16 protein-coding genes are annotated in these 15,654 nt (G+C 44.9%); 12 read left to right on the top strand and 4 right to left on the bottom strand.

Annotation, left to right across the window (positions count from 1 at the left end):
• Positions 1-816 (bottom strand): DMT family transporter (locus M9196_RS05570; RefSeq protein ID WP_250616544.1); only part of this gene is annotated, 816 nt, incomplete at its 3' end.
• Between the two features lie 110 nt (positions 817-926).
• On the opposite strand from M9196_RS05570, the gene M9196_RS05575 reads away from it, so the two are divergent.
• From M9196_RS05575 to M9196_RS23480, 6 genes are all read left to right on the top strand, one after another.
• Positions 927-1,511, top strand: a complete 585-nt coding sequence (locus tag M9196_RS05575; protein ID WP_250616545.1) for a TetR/AcrR family transcriptional regulator — start codon at positions 927-929, stop codon at positions 1,509-1,511.
• A 322-nt stretch (positions 1,512-1,833) separates the two neighbouring features.
• A complete protein-coding gene (locus tag M9196_RS05580) occupies positions 1,834-2,772 on the top strand; it encodes a bile acid:sodium symporter family protein (RefSeq protein ID WP_250616546.1) in 939 nt (312 codons plus the stop codon).
• Positions 2,773-3,236: 464 nt separating this feature from the next.
• Positions 3,237-3,980 carry an ABC transporter ATP-binding protein gene (locus M9196_RS05585; RefSeq protein ID WP_250616547.1) on the top strand — a complete coding sequence of 248 codons (744 nt, stop codon included), beginning with the start codon at positions 3,237-3,239 and terminating at the stop codon, positions 3,978-3,980.
• Positions 3,967-6,462: an ABC transporter permease gene (locus M9196_RS05590; RefSeq protein ID WP_250616548.1), complete on the top strand. Its 2,496-nt coding sequence runs from the start codon at positions 3,967-3,969 to the stop codon at positions 6,460-6,462. Before M9196_RS05585 ends, M9196_RS05590 begins: the two co-directional genes overlap by 14 nt.
• The gene (locus tag M9196_RS05595) at positions 6,462-7,580 is read left to right on the top strand and encodes a lipocalin-like domain-containing protein (RefSeq protein WP_250616549.1); all 1,119 of its coding nucleotides are present in this window, start codon (positions 6,462-6,464) and stop codon (positions 7,578-7,580) included. The genes M9196_RS05590 and M9196_RS05595 overlap by 1 nt, the downstream gene beginning before the upstream one ends.
• A 200-nt stretch (positions 7,581-7,780) precedes the next feature.
• Positions 7,781-7,903 (top strand): hypothetical protein, encoded by a 123-nt coding sequence (locus M9196_RS23480; RefSeq protein WP_284677105.1) that lies wholly within the window; start codon positions 7,781-7,783, stop codon positions 7,901-7,903.
• Positions 7,904-7,979: 76 nt separating this feature from the next.
• Here the strand turns inward: M9196_RS23480 and M9196_RS05600 are convergent, their stop codons facing one another.
• Positions 7,980-9,548 (bottom strand): polysaccharide lyase family 7 protein, encoded by a 1,569-nt coding sequence (locus M9196_RS05600; RefSeq protein WP_250616550.1) that lies wholly within the window; start codon positions 9,546-9,548, stop codon positions 7,980-7,982.
• Between the two features lie 626 nt (positions 9,549-10,174).
• The gene (locus M9196_RS05605; RefSeq protein ID WP_250616551.1) at positions 10,175-11,053 is read right to left on the bottom strand and encodes a LysR family transcriptional regulator; all 879 of its coding nucleotides are present in this window, start codon (positions 11,051-11,053) and stop codon (positions 10,175-10,177) included.
• 130 nt (positions 11,054-11,183) lie between these two features.
• On the opposite strand from M9196_RS05605, the gene M9196_RS05610 reads away from it, so the two are divergent.
• The 4 genes from M9196_RS05610 to M9196_RS05625 all read left to right on the top strand — a co-directional run bounded on the left by M9196_RS05610 (position 11,184) and on the right by M9196_RS05625 (position 13,338).
• A complete protein-coding gene (locus M9196_RS05610) occupies positions 11,184-12,257 on the top strand; it encodes a linear amide C-N hydrolase (RefSeq protein ID WP_250616552.1) in 1,074 nt (357 codons plus the stop codon).
• Between the two features lie 249 nt (positions 12,258-12,506).
• Complete coding sequence (locus tag M9196_RS05615; RefSeq protein ID WP_250616553.1) at positions 12,507-12,722, top strand: DUF4177 domain-containing protein; 216 nt, start codon at positions 12,507-12,509, stop codon at positions 12,720-12,722.
• Between the two features lie 2 nt (positions 12,723-12,724).
• Positions 12,725-12,949: a membrane protein insertion efficiency factor YidD gene (gene yidD, locus M9196_RS05620; protein ID WP_284677106.1), complete on the top strand. Its 225-nt coding sequence runs from the start codon at positions 12,725-12,727 to the stop codon at positions 12,947-12,949.
• Positions 12,949-13,338, top strand: a complete 390-nt coding sequence (locus M9196_RS05625; protein ID WP_250616554.1) for a hypothetical protein — start codon at positions 12,949-12,951, stop codon at positions 13,336-13,338. The genes yidD and M9196_RS05625 overlap by 1 nt, the downstream gene beginning before the upstream one ends.
• 181 nt (positions 13,339-13,519) lie before the next feature.
• Here the strand turns inward: M9196_RS05625 and M9196_RS05630 are convergent, their stop codons facing one another.
• Positions 13,520-14,155: an SDR family NAD(P)-dependent oxidoreductase gene (locus M9196_RS05630; RefSeq protein ID WP_250616815.1), complete on the bottom strand. Its 636-nt coding sequence runs from the start codon at positions 14,153-14,155 to the stop codon at positions 13,520-13,522.
• Between the two features lie 301 nt (positions 14,156-14,456).
• On the opposite strand from M9196_RS05630, the gene M9196_RS05635 reads away from it, so the two are divergent.
• Positions 14,457-14,921: a GNAT family N-acetyltransferase gene (locus M9196_RS05635; protein ID WP_250616555.1), complete on the top strand. Its 465-nt coding sequence runs from the start codon at positions 14,457-14,459 to the stop codon at positions 14,919-14,921.
• Positions 14,922-15,080: 159 nt separating this feature from the next.
• Positions 15,081-15,476, top strand: a complete 396-nt coding sequence (locus tag M9196_RS05640) for an ACT domain-containing protein (protein ID WP_250616556.1) — start codon at positions 15,081-15,083, stop codon at positions 15,474-15,476.
• Positions 15,477-15,654: the final 178 nt, after the last annotated feature.

Here is a 15,654-nt window from a genome sequence, read left to right on the forward strand (position 1 = left end):
ACTGGTTGTGGCAGGTATCTCAGAGAAGAATAGAAATCCCCATACGGGTGCGAGCACGGTTTCTAACATCAAAGTCATCGAGACTTCTGCTGCCGTGATATAACGAGTTGCCACCATCGACATCACTCTACCTAATGGCGCGGTAAACAATCCCATTGCTGCCATAATTAGCCAAGTATTTGTGCTGTAGGTACTCGGCTCTGCGAAAAATGCCATGGTAATGGTAAGTAACACGCCGCCCAACGCTACGCTCGCCAATCTACTCACATCTTGATATTTCCGCAGCAAGGTGAACATTAGCGACAGGCAGATCACCGAGAAAACAGCCAAAGCATCGCCAAACCAGCTTCCTGAACTAAACGATCCTGAAACAACAACGCCAATGCCTACCATGACAGAGATAATCGCCAAAACTGTCGAGCGGCTGGTTTTTTCACGTAACAGTAACCAACTAAATATTGCTGCGACGGCTGGGGAAGCGCTCAGAATCACGAAGGTATTAGCAATCGAGGTGTTCTTGATACTAAATACCAAGCCCGTCGCACTGCCTACCATCAAGACACCAGCGAACAGTAACGGCCAACCACTTTGAACCACGGCTTTTCTAATGCCACGTTTGTCGTTTATCTTGAGCAAAATTGGCATTGAGATAGCGCTAAATAACCCGAAAAGAAATGCAGTATCAAAACCACTAACGCCAGCGAAGCGGATAAATATCGGATCGATACTCATCAATACTGCGCCTATAAGTGCAACCATAAAACCGGTTGTGCGGCTATTCTTTACCGCCAAAGAAGGAAGAGAAAAAACAGTCATGATGTACCCCTGTAAAAAAATCATACTGGCGAGTATGATTTTTTGTTGTTATTGTGTCAACAAAAATAATACCAGTGGGTATGATCTATATTTTTTGAGGAAGGAAGCGGATGAGTAAAATTGCGCAAAATAAAGAAAAGAAAAAGCAGGCTATCTTGGCTGCTGCAAAGTCTGTCTTTTTATCCGAGGGTTATAGCTCTGCCAGTATGGATGGCATAGCAGTGCAAGCGAAGATAACAAAGCAAACGCTCTATCGCTATTTCCCTTCCAAAATCGAGCTTTTCCAAGCAACTTTGCAACAGATCGGTGAAAACTATAATGATCGATATTCTCAACATCTCGCACTGGAAAGCACTCGAGATGCACTGATTGCGTTTGCAAGTGAGTTTATGAAGTTTCATTTATCGCAAGAACATATTGCGGTGCAACGACTATTGATTGCAGAAGCGGTCCAAGAACCTGAAATCGTCCAGCGTTTTATGCGCATGGGCCCGGACGACACCAACCGTTCGTTAAATGTCTTCTTTGTTGAACGGTTTAAATTACGCCAGCCTCATACCAAGATTGAACTTTGGATTGGTATGCTGTTAGCCCCTCGCTCTGAGGCGTTATTGGGGATGTCGGTTCTGAATGAGCAACAAATTGAGCAACATGCCATTGAGGCAACCGACGTGTTGCTTTTGGGAATTCAATAGAGCACAGGGAGGTCGTCTACAGATTACGACTGCGTTGGAAAAACGTTCGTATTTTACTGGGGATTCGTATTTTACTAAGGGAAAAATCATTGCAGCTTCGCCAAAACACATGAATGAAGTCAAAAAACCTCTTGATACCAATCTCACAAACGTCTTGATACTAATCTCTCTTCATTTTTATGTGGATTGGTCATTTGAATTTAAATTCAAATATTGATTGATGGATATTGATAAACCCTGCTAATTTAATAACTCGTTAACATTACAGCAATGTATTGGTTGTAATCGTTTTTTAGCTACTTATCACACGGATGTTCTACCCATGCTCGCTAAAATTATTACCCTATTTCCACTTTGGGCAATCCTTTGCTCAATCATTGCGTTTGTTATGCCTGCCCCTTTTGCGTCTCAAAGCCCCATGATAGTGCCTTTATTGACCGTCATTATGTTAGCAATGGGGTTAACCTTAAAACCTTCAGATTTCTTGGCGGCAATTAAAAATAAAAAAGCCGTAGGCTTGGGTCTAGTGTTGCAATTTACGGTTATGCCGACAGCAGCCTTGCTGATTAGTTTGATACTAAGCTTCTCTCCTGAATTGACACTCGGCATGGTTTTGGTGGGCACGGTTGCGGGTGGAACCTCTTCAAATGTGATGTGCTATTTAGCAAAAGGCGATGTTGCGCTTTCCATCACCATGACGGCATTATCTACATTTTTAGGTGTGATTTTGACACCGTTCATTATTGAATTGATTATGGGGCAGAGTGTCGATATTCCAGTTCTCGGCATGATTCAAAGCCTATTTAAGATTGTATTCTTACCTGTGTCGATTGGCGTTTTATGTAATGTCTTTTTCAATAAAGCGGTCAGTAAAGTTGAACCGCTGTTACCGCTTATTTCGATGATCGCCATTATTTTAGTGGTGGCGATTGTGGTTGCTTTAACGGGAAGTAAATTAGCGGCGGTAGGACCTATCGTTATGTTAGCGGTCATTATGCATAATGGCTTTGGTCTAACGGCCGGCTACTTTATCTCCAAAGCCATGGGGTTTGAAGAGAAAGTATGTCGCACCATAGCATTTGAAGTGGGGTTACAGAACTCAGGATTAGCCACCGCGTTAGCGTTGAAATTCTTCACACCGGCATCGGCTGTGGCGGGTTCACTTTTTTCCGTTTGGCACAACATATCGGGCTCCATCGTCGCGGGGTACTTTTCAAAGCGATCACCTAAAGAGCCTAGCCTATTGAAAGTCAGTGATTAAATCACGTTATATTATTTGGTAGGGGAGTGGCGGCAATTTGGCTTATTGGATGAGAGCTTGTAGCAGAGCACGCTCTACTCGATGCTAATTGGTCGCCACTTCGTAAAAAAGGCGCTTCAAAGAATCTCGTGTATCCCAAACTGGGGTTAATAAACCGGGTCAATTTTACTGTTGTAGGGCGTTTGAGGCATCGAATAGATAGCAAGCCAACATAATGGTTATCCGGTTATAGCTATCAAGTTATAGTTATCCGGTTATAGCTATCCAATTATCGTTATCCGATCATGGTTTTTTAGTAACTCTGTTTCCCTCACGTTAATCTATATCCTCACTTTCGCAGTACAAGTGACTAATAAGTCGATGTTAATCGCGGTCTTTTTTGAATTATTGTCTAAAGTTTCATAGAGCTAACCATCGTGACCGTTGCCTAAAAAAACAGTACCTTCTCATTGTAGGGAGTAGAAATGACCAGCCCCATCGTGACACTCAACCACGCCAGAAAAAACTTTGTTGATGGCAAAGAAACCCATCGTGTGCTGGACGGTGTCGACTTTACCCTTACAACGGGTGCAAGTGTGGCCTTAACGGGTGCCAGTGGCAGCGGTAAAAGTACCTTACTCAACGTTATAGCGGGCTTTGAACCGCTTTCAGAGGGGGAGCTATGGTTAGATGGCGATAACACTGCCGACTGGAAAGATCGCCAGTGGAGTCGATTCCGCTATCAAAAGCTGGGCGTTATCTTCCAACAGTTCAATCTATTAACCCCTCTCAACGTCAAGCAAAATATCGCCTTTCCCCTGCACTTGAATCAACAAGAATGGAGCGATTGGTGTGATTATTTGGTGGAAAAATTAGGCATCAGTGATCTGCTCAATCGGCATGTTGCTGCTCTCTCCGGTGGTCAGCAGCAGCGAGTGGCGATAGCGCGTGCATTGGCACACAAACCCAAATTGTTGCTTGCCGATGAACCCACAGGAAATCTCGATCAAAAAGCAGGGTTAGAGGTAATGAAGTTACTGAAGGAAATTACCACACAAGGCAACACGGCGGTGCTTTTGGTGACTCACAGCTCAGAGTGTGCCGATTTTATGCAGACACAGCTTGTTTTAGATAATGGCCATTTGACTGACACTCGCTTGAAGGTCGTTCAACAAAAAAATGGGTACCCTGAAGCGAAGAATCTCGAGCCACACCATGAAGCAAACTAGGCTCTCCCACACCAAAGTCGCTCTCAATTTATTTGCTGAGCACTACCGTCAATCCCCATTGCAAGCGGCGGCGATTCTAATAGGGATCGTACTTGCCGTGACCTTATTTGTCGCCGTGCAAGCCATTAACCTTAATGCCAAACGAAGCTACGCCGAATCCACCGAGCAACTCAGCGCCCAAGCACAGAACATGATTATTCCACCTGCTGGGCAAAACGACTTACCAGAATCGCTTTATTTCAACCTAAGACAGCATGGATTAAGCGCGGCGCTTCCTGTGATAGAAGGTCGTGTCAGAGATAAGCAAGGTCGCCGTTGGTCGGTGCAAGGTAGCGATCTGATCGCTGCGCTCACATCACGTTCTCGTTATGCGGCAACTAACCAGAACGGTAGCGATGAAAATATTTCTTTGTTTAATAACGCCTTGCCGTTGCCTCAACTTTTGGCGGGCAAGCCCATTGTGATGATGAGCCAATCGCAACACCAAATCTTGGGCGAAGTAGACACCCTGACTCTGGATGAAACTAGCACCAAAGTGGTGGTGTTACCCGATGAATGGCAACTGGGTAGCAGAATGTTAATGGACATTGGTTTCGCTCAGCAGCTCCTAGGTAAGCAAGGGCGGCTTAGCTATATCGCTGTGTTTGATAGGAATAACAACACACAACAAAAATGGCAGAGCCTAGTAGGCGCGCAAGGGCAATGGATCGTCAATAACCAAAGCACGGATCTTGGTTCGATTACCGATAGTTTTCACCTTAATCTAACGGCCATGAGTTTATTAGCATTTTTAGTTGGCCTGTTCATCGCTTACAACGGTGTGAAGTACAGCTTGCTCAAGCGAAATCGGCTATTGGTGCAAATTCAGCAAGCGGGTATTGCGCCAAATTTTGTATTCTCAGCACTCCTTATCGAGCTGACGATACTGGTCACAATCGGCGCTTCAATTGGATTTTTGTTGGGCATTCAACTCAGTCACTGGCTACATCCGACCGTGGCGATAACCCTTGAACAACTTTATGGCGCAACATTGCTGCCCGGCACATGGCAGTGGCAGTGGCTACTACAAGCGTTAATACTCACGCTGGCCGCTACGCTTGTGGCTTGTTGGCAACATTTTAAGCAGCGGGTACGTCAGCCACTTGCATCACACGGTGGGTTTTACCAGATGCCGGAGGCGTCAAACGAAGGCGTGTTGTTTATCATCGGCACTGTGTTGACGGCTCTCGCGTTATCAGGATTGTGGTTAAGTGAGCATCATCGCTTTACTATGGGGTGGCTCGGACTGTTAGTGGTATCGATTCCTTTATATGTCCCTAAAACGTTAAGTCTGTTAGCACATTGGAGCGAGCGGCGTACCAAGTCGGGGTTGATGCAGTATCTGTTTGCTGAACTGCGCGAGCTGATTGCTCCTCTTTCTCTTGCCATGATGGCATTACTTCTCGCAGTTACCGCCAACATAGGGATGAATACTTTGGTGGGCAGCTTTGAATTTACCTTAAAACAGTGGCTTGAACAGCGGTTACATGCTGACATTTACGTCAGTCCTGCCCAAGGTGAGATCGCGAATGTAGAACGCGCACTTGCGCAGTTTGATAACGTTGAAACCATCTACAAGCAATATTACGTCGACGATAATTTGCAAGGTTTGCCCATTTTACTCGGCACCAAAGACCGAGACACGCTAGAGCAAACCATGGTATTTAAATCGCAAGTGGATACCTTTTGGCCACGCTTTTACCAAGGGGAGGTGGTCGCGATCAGCGAACCCACAGCGGTCAAACTTGGCTTACTGCTTGGTAGTGAACTCACGTTAGACGCCGTTCAAGGAAAAAAACTAAAAGTTGGCGCTATTTTCCACGATTACGGCTCGCCAAATGGCGAAGTCTTACTTGCCCCTAAATTGTGGTTTGAGAGTGGTTTTACTGACGTACCCACGAGCCTTGGAATTCAAGTTTCTGGCGACCAACAAGTCGCGTACGAACAACTTCGCCAACAACTGAATTTGCACCCCAGTCAGCTTTACGATCAAACACAAATCAAGTCCATTGCTTTAGACATATTCTCACAAACCTTTGCCATCACGCGGGCGCTCAATAGTGTCACTCTAATGGTGGCCGTAGTGGGATTGTTCTGCGCTTGTTTTATGTTGCTCGAGGCACGCAAAGCCGCTATTGCGAGGCTGTATGCGCTTGGCGTCAGCCGTCGACGACTAATGGGGATGGTCGTGGGACAAATCGTTGTTCTGGTCAGTTTTACTCTTGTTATCGCTCTGCCACTTGGCGCCATCGTCGGCTATGTGTTGACAGATATGGTCACTCTACGAGCCTTTGGTTGGAGCTTACAATACGTATGGAATTGGGGGGATGCATTGAGCATTGCCGCCATCACCATCTTGGTCGCGGTGATGGCCACCTTGTTGCCATTATGGCGTTTGGTGAATAAGCCTGTCGTATCCAGTTTACAGAGTGAGGTACTGTGATGAACCGAATCCCTAGAGGTGTCGCACTCACCCTGACCGCTTGGTTACTCATAGGTTGTGAAGATCCACAATCGTATCAAACGCAAAATATGGGCGTAATACTTGGCGAAAATACAGCACAAAGCGAGGATGCGCCATTTACGAAAGTCGTCAGTGGTATCGATATTGCTTTCCCTTCTGACCATCAAGCACACCCTAACTTTCGACACGAATGGTGGTACTTAACCGCTAACCTAACCGATGAAAACGGCCGCCCTTTAGGTGTGCAATGGACGCAGTTTCGTTTCGCTGCAGCCCCGCAAGAAAGTGAGAGTAGCACCAACAAAGGTACATGGCGCAGTCAACAAATTTATATGGCCCACAGCGCTGTTACAACGAAAAATAAACACTACGCCGATGAAAAATGGTCCCGCGAACACGCTGAATTTGCGGATGTGGAGGCTTCACCATTTCGTGTTTATCTAGACGATTGGCAATGGATGTCTGCTACCGATGATCTTTTTCCTGCCACGTTGAATGTAAACTCAGCCCAGTTTGGCTACTCGCTCAAGTTAACGTCCAGTGCGCCTTACCAAAAACAAGGGCAGCAAGGCTACAGCGTCAAAAGTGCCGATGGTCAGGTTGCTTCGTATTACTACAGTCAGCCGTTCATTAATATCTCTGGTAAAGTCACGATTGATGGACAAACGCATCAGGTATCGGGCAAAGGTTGGATCGACCGAGAATGGAGTTCGCAGTTCTTGCTTGATTCACAACAAGGGTGGGATTGGTTTGCGCTAAGGTTGAGTGATACGACGAGTTTAGTCGTGTTTCAACTGCGAAATTCAATTGCAGGGGAAGCCAATTATACCCACGCTAAATTGATGCAGGAAAATGGGTCAGGAACCACTATCGGGCAGCAAGACATCCGCTTAGTCGCGATTAAGCAAACGGCAATCGACGGACGTGACTATCCAACAGAGTGGCGGCTTACGATACCAACACAACAGATTGATTTGACCGTTTCAGCGCTTAATCCAGATGCCAGAATGCCGCTTTCTGTGCCGTACTGGGAAGGACCCGTCGAGATTCAAGGATCACATTCTGGAACCGGCTATATGGAGCTGACAGGTTATTGATCGCACCGTCATATTCTTGGCAATGTGTACGGGTAAGGCTAATGCGCATTACACCAATGAGTCTCGATATTAAAAGAAATGGGATACGTGATTTGCTGGTGGTACTCAGTGCTAAAAACAAACAGCAAACCTCGTGAATTGTGCGTGCCGTGGGTAAGTGTTGATTCTCTGTTCGAGAGAAGAGCAGTTATTTTGAATAGATGAGTTGGAAAGCGGAGGCGGTCAAAGATAGTGCCGTGATTGGCGCGGTGATTTTTTGTGCTGCTGTTACTGTTACTGCTACTGCTACTGCTACCGCGACGGCGACGGCGAAGAGAAAGTAAGAAAATGTGTTCTATCGATTGACGAAAAAAAACCTCCTACTCAATGAGCAGGAGGTTGGATTGTTATACGTGAGTATTATTTTTTGTACTGATCGTGAGACACGTCTAGCTGGTAGAACGTCGCTTGTGAGTAGTCGTCTAGATCGCCGCTGATGTTTTGGTTGTAAACACCGGCCTTGAAGTACATGTATTTTCCGCCTGCGTCGTAGCCGCTGTTGCTCATGTCAACCACTTGTACAACATCGTCTTGGCCTTCACGCATTAGAGTAACAGTCATCGTGTTGCCCTTAACGTCAATGCGGTAGCTGAATACTTCACCAAGAGCGATACCATCTTCACCGACTTCAGCCGTCATGTCGCCAACTAGAGGATAGAAATCTTCTTTTGTTGCGTCTTGGCTTTCGTGTGCAAAGTATACCGCACCCGTTGCTTGGTTTGGCAGTTTACGGTAGTACAAACGAATTGGCTCATCGTTTTGATCGTGAATCTGACCAATGATGAAGCGACCTACTTCATTCGCGTTACCTGTTGTTGTTGCATGGTCTACTTTCAATGTCGCTTCTAGAACGCCATCGATACCTGCCGCCGCTTCTAGATCAGCTTGAGGTGCACTTGAGAATACCCAGTTATTCTTGTTAACACCTTTAGTGCTAATAGACTGGTCACCACGACGCATCATTTCACGAAGTTCAGTACGTGCGTACTTGGTGTTTTTAGAAGTACGTACACCTTTCACGTAAGACTTAAATACTAAGCCACCATCGTCAGCTGTGTAGAAGACTTCTGGGTGTTGGTATCCATTTGCAAGGTTCCACTCAGAAACGTCATCTGGCTTGCCATTCTTGTCATGATCGAATGGTTGAGACAGATACCAGTGAGTCATATCAAAGTTTTCGCTTGGTGCGTTACCCGCAACTGGTGTTGCTGGTAGATCTTTTGGTACTGGCAGTGCACTACGTGTGTCACATTTTACGGTTGTTTCACAAGGGTAAACCGCTGCTACGCCGAAGTTACCAGAACGCAGATCTTTGCGCGCTTCTTTACGTGCTTTTTCCGCCGCTTTCATTTCAGCGATCATCGTTGCTTCTGCCGCGACTACCGCCGGAGTGATGATGTGGCTAGTAGGACAAGCGTTAATACCACAGTTCACTGCTGCAAGTTCAGTTACACTGTTCCAGCCACTTTTGCTGTTACCGTGACCCACGTACTTAACGTAGCGTGCTTTAACTGCTGGCTCAAACTGGAAACGTTCTAGACCAATTGCTTTGCCTGAACTCATTTGATTCTCAAGAACCGTCGTCCAGTTTTCACCATCTTCACTCACTTGAATATCGAAGATAGACTGACGCTCATTACCTTTGCTGAATGATGCTTGAACAGCGTCAAATTCTTGTACAGAACCGTAGTCCAACATTGCCCACTCGCCGTCACCAGCAGAAGACCAACGTGTTGTTAAATCTTGGTCAAACAGGCGGTCTGGGCCGTTACCATCGTGACTACTAGCGGTGATAGCTACTGGCGTTAAAAGTGGTTCACCCGTTTCTTTGTTATTTGGAAAATCAGGAGTCGTCGTGCTTGTGCTCGCGCAACCAACCGCAAGTAATACGGAAGATGCAACCAAGCTCTTTAGAATAGTTTGTTTCATATTAAATCCATTATTGTCATACAAACGCAGCGATGTAGGCGAAAACGAAGTTCTAAAACCGATACTTCAGGGTCTTTAACCTTCAAATGCCTGCCTTAACATAAAATATTACATAATCTTATAATACAAATAAGTATTTAGTTGGATAAATGAGATCGGTGACAGTTTTTGTGTTGCCATACTTTAACTGGATCACATTTGTTATTGATAAAATAGCGGATAGATAGGTGGATAAGTAGATAAGTAGATAAGTAGATAAGTAACTAGATAGGTGCTAGCGTGACGCGGGTAACCCCAATTCGTTTGGTCGCTCAGTCGTCAAACTCTTGTTCTAATTAGGTATAGTGAAGTGTCACGCCGCGCCTTATTTTAAAAAGTTATATTTTTCAATTTGTTGCCTAAATTTAGGTTCTGTTTTTTGCAAGCGTGCCACCATCTTCTGGATAAAAACGCCTGACATCCAGGCGAACGTTGCCACAGAACTTGTCTACTTTATTGCCTTTGCGCCGTCAAAAGCATTGGTTAGTAGACAGACGTGAGCGGTTGGCAGGCGGAAGTGAACGGTTGGTAAACAGAAGTGGGTAGTGCCTAGGCAAGGGTGTGACTCCTTCACCAAATACGATGTTCTAGGGGCGATTTTTAAATGCGCGCACGCCATCAATAAACATTTGCATTGCTGGGTTGATCGCTTTTTCTTTAGGCCATACCAAGGTTGTCGCCCAGTTTGAAACTTCGCCATCATTCGTTTGGTAAAGGTTTACCTCTTTATTATCGATTGCTTGGTTGCAAACGAACCTCGGTAAATATGCCCAACCGACCCCTGCTTTTACTAGATTGAGTATTTGCCTGCTGTTGTTGCACAGCATGTAACGATGGCTTGTTACGTCAGCGTCTCTCATGCCTATGTCGTTCAAAAAAGACAGACTAAGCTGGAGCTGATTTTTTAGTGCATCTTCGTTGACAATTTTTGGCAGAGACCACTGCGTTGGAGTGATTCGACAAACACCAAAGGAATAAGCTGTCTCGGAGGCGAGTTCATCCTGTAAATAGACCGTGTTATAGAGCAAGCCAATATCAACGACTCCGGAGGTCAACCAGCTTTTTATTTGCATCGTGTCGTTGGTGAGTATTTTTAAGGACATATGAGGGTAATCGGTCACAAGCTTTGCAATCAGGATGTCTAACTCGACATCGATTAGCCCGCTGTCGATGGCGATGGTGAGCTTATCTGGTACACCTTGCAAAATGCTGTCGACATTGGCGTCAAAAAGCGCGGCCTCTTTAAGCATTGCAATAGCCGATTTATAAAGTTGCTCACCTTGGGGCGTAACTTCTAGTGAGCGTGCGTGCCTGATGAACAACTCCAGACCAGTATCTATCTCTAGGTTGTTAATTTGCTCTCTTACGGTGGAGACATGCTTACCAAGCTGCCTAGCCGCCTGAGCCATCCCTTTATTGTCTGCGGTTGCAACAAAAGCACGTAGTTGATCTAAAGATGCTGCCATCGTTATCCTTAGTGATTAATCCTAGTTTGTAGGGGAATCCCCTAGTCTAAGCGATTTTGAGATTTAGTAATACTAGCAATAATAGACTCATACAGAGAAGGGTAGCCCCAAAACTTGAGAGAGCATTATTATGAAATCATTCAAATTCAATAAAATCGCCGTCGTCGCCGTTGCAGCCGCTTCATTGGCTGTTGTCGCGGGTACCGCCAATGCATGTTCGCGCTTTACCTTAGACACACCACACGGTGTATCAACAGTTCGCTCTCTTGATTGGGGGGATCAATTAGGTAACGTTGCGCAAGTTAACCCAGTAGGTATTGAAAACGCTTCTGAAACACCAAGCTATAAAAACGCCATGAACTGGACGACAAAATATCACGCGATTGCCCAAATGGAGTGGGACGTTTTCCACGGTGTTGCATCTGATGCGATCAACTCTGAAGGTCTAGCGGCGTCATTGTTGTATATGTACGACTCAAAAGCATTTATTAAAGATTACCAAGACACGGGTGCGCCAGCGGTGAGTTTCCTAGATGTCATTCGTTATATCACCGAGTCTTACGCAACCACAGAAGAAGCGGTTAACGCCTTCAATAACAATGAATGGCAAATTGCGTGGGCGGATGGTCTACACGGCACGCAACACGGTTTGCATATTTCAATCCAAGATAAGTCCGGTGATATTGCTCTACTTCAACTCAATGAAGGTGGCGAAATGGTTGTTCACCGTGGTGATACTCAGTCTGACCTTCGTATCATGGCGAATGCACCACTGCAACAGTACCATCGTGAAAACGTTGCTAAGGTTGACCTCAGCGACCTTAAAGCAAAAGACATTCCAAGTTCAATCAGCTCTGCTGACCGCAACCTACGTGGCCTATTTAACACTTCCCATATCGAGTTTAAAGAAGGCTCAAGCTGGGCACAAACCCGAGGTAAACTACTCAGTACGTACAATGCTGGTAACCTAGTACCACAGGATCTCGTTGATCCTGTTAACGGGGAGACCTACGCGACTTGGACCCAGTTCGTATACAATCATTCTAACGGCGAGTTCTTGTTCACTAACTATGACACACGCGCTCAAATTAGTTACAACTTTAATGATACGTTGGCGTTCACTGAAACAATGTGTGCTGACACAGTGAAGCAGGCAGAAGAAGGCCTTAACCAAGCGGTGTTCTCTACCTGTAAAACGCACTAAGAAATCGAATAGTTAAAGACAAAACTAGGATGACTAGACGCTAACTCGACGCCGTTTGGCGCTAGCATCACTCAATACCCCTTGAAGCCTCTTCAAGGGGGTTTTTGTATGGTTAGTAAAGTTCACTATTAAAGTGGTGGCTCATGCGCCACTTAGTAAGGCGTTGATACAGCAAACGTTGAATATGCGCCTTGATATGCTTGCTTCGGCATTGTAATATGCTGTTTTTATTATAATTTTTGGATAAAGATGACGGATTTTACAGAGTATAAAGTGGTTCACATTGTTGAAGGTGGCTGTGGAACAATCTTGTTAGGCGCGAGTGGTTTACCTGTGCAAAAAATGGAAGCAGAACTAAACAAATATGCACAAGATGGCTGGCAAGTTGTATTTCAAGTAGTTGAGCAAAAGCGCTTTATGCTGTTTTGGAAGCGTGAGGCAGTGATTATCACGCTTGGACGCTAAGTTTGATTAAGTATATTTCTTTAAAATTGATCCACCGCTATCAAGCTAGCGGTGGATCAAAGCAATTGTTGAACATTGAATGTAATTTTGAGCCTACTTGCTCTGAGTATACTAAACAATGTATTAAAAAATATGGGGCTTTAAAAGGCTGGAAGCTGGGGCTAGCTAGAATTAAACGATGTAACCAGCCTGACCTCATCGAAAAAATATATGATGAGGTACCGTAATGCGTTTATTTGAACCGATTGAACAATTGGAAAAAAATGAAGAACTCCTGAGAAATCAAGTAACATCATTACCTGGAGCTCAAAAGAAAGAGTTTTACAAACGACAGTCTAGAAAGCTCAAGGATCCGGACACTTATGCTACTTTGAACTGGTTTTTTCTTGGTGGCTTTCACCACTGTTATTTAGGTAAGTACGGTTTATTTACCCTAGAGTTGTCACTTCTAACGATAAGTATCATTGGCTTAATCCTAGGTCACTCAAGCGCAGTTATTATACTCGCATTGCTTGTTTGCTATGAGTTACCACAGTTATTTTTCTCTCAGAAAATCGCTAGGCAGCACAACTATAAATTGTCCTGTGAAATATTTAATGACGTCCGAAGAACTTAGGTGAAACCTGCTGTATAGCAATTAATTAAAGAGGGACTCCCAACGCTTGGTATTTTTCATTCCCTCGTTGGGCTTTGTGTTTACGGTAGTGTGGTTAAGTTTCGTGTTAGTGTTACTCACCCCTTGGTAGGACGTTATGTCAATAGAGGGGTAATCTAACCCCCTTGTCTATTTAGCGTATTTAGTACGATTCGATACTTGGGTCAACGCACTGAAAAATTTGGCCAAGACTTGTGTCACTCAACAGTAGTTCATGACTTAGTCGAGCAACTTCGCCGCGAGTAATAGAGCCGTGAACTTCTCTATGTTGTGACAGTACTCCTTGATTCGTTGGAGCTCCATCTTTTAGTCCTCCTGGGCGAAGAATTGTGTATTCTAAATTGCTGGTTTGTAGCCAAGCTTCAGCCAGCGTTTTTTCACGAACAGCGCTTCCGAAACCTCGTTTTGCTCGATCTGAAAGGTATTTCCATGAATCACCGCAACCTAACGAAGTGAGCAACAGCAACCGCTTTGAAGCGCTTTGCTCTAGAGAATCGATTAAATAACGGTGCCCTATGTAATCGACGGGGTTATCCGAATGGAAGCTGCCCATTGTTGAGATGTTAAAGGTGTTCTCAGGTAGGCTAGAAACGGCGTTTTTAACTTGGTCTTCATCTGTGGCATCACAACAGACAGAAGTAATGTTGTAATCATTGAGTTTAACGTTTTTGCTTGGATCTCTTGCAATAGCGATGACATTGAAACCTTGTTCGTAGAAGTGATCAACCATAGCAGCACCTAAGCCACTGGCGGCGCCCCAAATTGCAATATTCATAATAAACACACCCATTTGTTGATAATGAGAATAGTTTGCATGTTTATAGGGCAATAGTCACTAGGTTGGCATAAAATTCATAAAAGAAGCCGATTAATCCGCCACTTTACGCTTGGCACGTTTGGCACCCGTTCAACTCGACGCTTGATGGATTGATTAATGTTGTTTACGGTGGTTACAGTTGTTTATGGTGGTTACTGTTATTTAAGGTGATTACTGTTGTTTACGGTGATTAACTCAAGTTTGGGGGGGCGTCCCTCGTGATTGAATCGGGCGTTAGCTGTGTCCAAGCGAGGCGGTTATTATGATAAAGATTAGGCAGTATGTTGAAGCGGATACCAGAGCAATGTGGGAGATCCATTTTCATACCATCCGCAATATTAACATTCGTGATTATACTCAAGCTCAAGTTGAAGCGTGGGCTCCAGAGCATTTCGACTTGGCTATTTGGAAGCAGCGAATGAACGCTTTATCTCCTTTTGTTGCTGAACTCGACGGGGTCATAGTTGGCTATACAGACTTACAGGAAAATGGTTTGATTGATCATTTTTTCTGTCATCACGATTACCAAGGCCAGGGGGTGGGTAAGGCTCTCATAAACCATGTTTTAGCCATTGGGGAAGAGAAGGGTATTCAACGGTTTTTCTCTGAGGTTAGCATTACCGCAAAGCCATTTTACCAGCACTTTGGTTTTGAAGTCGTCAACGCTCAAGATGTAGAAATTCGCGGGCAAATTCTGAGAAATTTTGTCATGGAAAAGTACCGCTAACAAATACTCAACGTGGGTCTCTAGCGCTTGGTAGTTTTGGTTAAAATGGTAAATTAGAGTCTAGGGCCCAAAGCTATAGATTCGGCATTACGTTGCTCGCTACTTAAGCTGCGTCACTCACACATCAAGCGGTGTCAGCGATATAAGGAAATATTAACTATGTCAGGTATTACAGATTTAGATGAACTATTGCGTTCGATGAGCCCAAGTTTAGTCGAAGCCGACTTCGTTTTTTGTACCGTTTCAGGTCAACTCAACGCGTATGTTGAGTTAAATCCAGTCGCCACATTTATTGAGTCTGAAGGCTTAACTCTTGTCCTTGAAAAATCGGTAGCAGAGAAGGCGGGGTTATCGTTTGAAGGTTCATATCGTCAAATTACGCTAACCGTTCATTCGAGCTTGGAAGCGGTTGGTCTTACCGCAGCCGTCGCAAGCAAGTTAGCTTCAAAAGGTATTAGCGCGAATGTCATTGCAGCGTATTATCATGATCATATCTTTGTGCAAACGAGCAAAGCTGAAGCGGCTGTATCAGCGCTAGAAGAGTTCAGCGCGTAACCTTGACGGATATTACTAATAAGGTGTTTGCGCTTGCGAGATAATGGGTATGAACGTCTCAATTGGATCGTCTACTGAGGCCATAAAAAGGGCTCAGGCTATTCGCTATCAAGTCTTCACAGTGGAACTTGCGGGCGTTAGGTGCGTATACTCGTATCGTGGGTATATCACAAGGAAT

The organism is Vibrio methylphosphonaticus (assembly GCF_023634655.1).
GTDB classification, from domain to species: domain Bacteria; phylum Pseudomonadota; class Gammaproteobacteria; order Enterobacterales; family Vibrionaceae; genus Vibrio; species Vibrio methylphosphonaticus.